This window comes from Arsenicibacter rosenii, assembly GCF_001870735.1.
GTDB classification, from domain to species: Bacteria; Bacteroidota; Bacteroidia; order Cytophagales; family Spirosomataceae; genus Arsenicibacter; species Arsenicibacter rosenii.
Genome location: NZ_MORL01000094.1, coordinates 1 through 2,592 on the forward strand (window position 1 = coordinate 1; position 2,592 = coordinate 2,592).

3 protein-coding genes are annotated in these 2,592 nt (G+C 54.2%); all 3 read left to right on the forward strand.

Going from position 1 to position 2,592, the window contains the following annotated elements; genetic code table 11:
- Window positions 1-826 (forward strand): DUF1553 domain-containing protein (locus BLX24_RS29930; protein ID WP_143092899.1); only part of this gene is annotated, 826 nt, incomplete at its 5' end.
- A 3-nt stretch (window positions 827-829) separates the two neighbouring features.
- Complete coding sequence (locus BLX24_RS29935) at window positions 830-2,281, forward strand: DUF1501 domain-containing protein (RefSeq protein ID WP_071506862.1); 1,452 nt, start codon at window positions 830-832, stop codon at window positions 2,279-2,281.
- A gap of 53 nt (window positions 2,282-2,334) precedes the next feature.
- A partial coding sequence (locus tag BLX24_RS29940; protein WP_143092900.1) for a twin-arginine translocation signal domain-containing protein occupies window positions 2,335-2,592 on the forward strand: 258 nt, incomplete at its 3' end.

Sequence of the window (2,592 nt, forward strand, 5' to 3'; positions counted from 1 at the left end):
CCGGTACTGGCAAAACGTCTTCGGGACCGGACTGGTAAAAACGACCGAGGATTTCGGCAATCAGGGCGAATTACCCAGCCACCCGGAATTGCTTGACTGGCTGGCGGTTACGTTCCGGCAGGATTATAACTGGGATGTAAAACGGCTGATTAAACTCATGGTAATGTCTGCCACCTATCGTCAGGATTCACGGACGCCACCGGAACTACGTGAACGGGATCCTGAAAACCGGTTGCTTGCCCGTGGCCCATCGACCCGCCTGACAGCCGAGATGCTGCGCGACAATGCCTTACTGGCCAGCGGTCTGCTGAACCGGCAGATCGGCGGGNAAATTAACAGCATGACCTACAAAATGGACACAACCGACGCAGCCTACCGACGCAGTCTTTACGTTGTCGTGAAACGCTCGGTTCCGAATCCGACACTGGCGACATTTGATGCCCCTTCACGCAGTAGCTGCATTGTTCGCCGCCAACGGACGAATACACCCCTACAGGCCCTGGTAACGCTGAACGATCCAACTTTTGTCGAGGCCTCGCGGGTTCTGGGCGAGCAGATGGCACGACAAAAAGACCCGGCGGCCGGCATTACGTTTGCGTACCGGCAACTGACCGGCCGCTTACCTGGTCAGGCCGAGCTCAGGCTCCTGGATCAATTGTATATGAATCAATATGAACAGTTTGCGGCGAAACCGGCCAAAACAACGGGCTGGCTCAAAACCGGCCTGAAAAAGACAGATACGGCGCTTGAACCGGCCAAAGTGGCGGCCTTCGCGGTCGTTGCCAATACGATTCTGAATACTGATGCAACCTTAACCAAACGATAGCCCATGACACCGCATCACGATGACCCTTTCCGGCTGCAAACACCGGATTTTGCTGCCTTAAACCAGCAACTCGACCGGCGTGACTTTTTGAAACGAACGGCTTCGGGCTTGGGCGCCATGGCTCTGGGCGGGTTGCTGGGCCATTCATCGCTGGGAGCTACGCCCCTTATTCCCAAAGCCAAACGGGTTGTGTACCTGTTTATGGCCGGCGGACCCTCCCAGTTCGAGACGTTTGATTATAAACCCGGACTGAGGTCAATGCTTGGGTCTGCCCTGCCCGATTCGGTCCGGAAAGGCCAGCGGCTTACGGGCATGAGCGCCAATCAGGCCTCTTTGCCGATTGCTCCCAGTGCCTACTCGTTCAGACAATACGGAAAAACCCGGACCTGGGTCAGTGACCTGCTCCCTTACACCGGCCAGGTTGTTGATGACCTTTGCCTGATTAAATCGGTGTATACAGAGCAGATCAACCACGACCCCGCTATCACGTTTTTTCAGACCGGTCATCAGCTGCCCGGCCGGCCATCTATCGGTTCATGGGTTAACTATGGACTCGGGTCCGAAAATCAGAATTTGCCGGCCTTTATTGTCCTGGTTTCCAAAGATGCGGCCAAAGACCAGCCGTTATATGCCCGCCTGTGGGGAAACGGGTTTCTGCCGTCTGAGTATCAGGGTGTACAATTCCGTTCGGGCAATGATCCGGTTCTGTTTCTGAATAACCCTGAAGGATACGACGGACAGGACCGCGCGCAAATGCTGACTTACCTGAACCAGCTGAACCGGCTTCAGAACGAAACCTGGGGCGATCCGGAGGTGAATGCCCGTATCTCGCAATATGAAATGGCTTTCCGGATGCAGACTTCCGTTCCCGAGGTTATGGATACCAGTAAAGAACCCGATGACGTATTTGACCTCTATGGCCCCGGCAGCCGTGATAAGGGTAGTTTCGCGGCCAACTGCCTGTTAGCCCGTAAGCTGCTCGAAAAAGACGTCCGGTTTGTACAGCTCTATCATCAGGGCTGGGATCACCACGGGTCATTACCCGGCAATATTACAAAACAATGTAAACAGATTGACCAAGCAACGGCCGGCCTGCTGATTGACCTGAAACGACGGGGGCTACTCGAAGATACGCTGGTGGTATGGGGCGGCGAGTTCGGGCGAACCGTCTACTCGCAGGGAAAACTAACCGCCACCGACTACGGCCGCGACCATCACCCGCGCTGCTTTACCATGTGGATGGCAGGGGCAGGCGTCAAAGCGGGCTTATCTTATGGACAGACAGATGATTTTAGCTACAACATCATTAAAGATCCGGTGCATGTGCACGATTTTCAGGCAACCTTGCTCCACTTGCTCGGCGTCGATCATGAGCAATTGACCTACAAATACCAGGGGCGCCGATTCCGGCTCACCGATGTGCATGGTAAAGTCGTTAAAGGCATTCTGAGCTAATCTCAATATACCGGAACTACAGACAGACCTAAACCCTGACAAAACACGATCAGATGACAACCCGCAGAGATTTTCTTCGTAAAAGCACACTGGCAGCCTCGCTGGGCCCCGGTGCGGTTGATTTATTCCATCATGCGCATTCGCCGTTTAAAACGGCCCTGGATGACCTTATTATCGGCCATAACGGCTTTCAGTATAAGGTCGACAAAGGCTGGGCAAAAATCAGTGTCAACAGCACTCCTGTTTTCAACTGTCATGAAATGGTGCAGGATAGCAAAGGGCGGCTCATCATGCTCGGCGACAACGTACGC

What these genes read in the sequence shown, in the direction of transcription:
- BLX24_RS29935 (WP_071506862.1), top strand. Translation starts at nt 830, where the DNA reads ATGACACCGCATCACGATGACCCTTTCCGGCTGCAAACACCGGATTTT.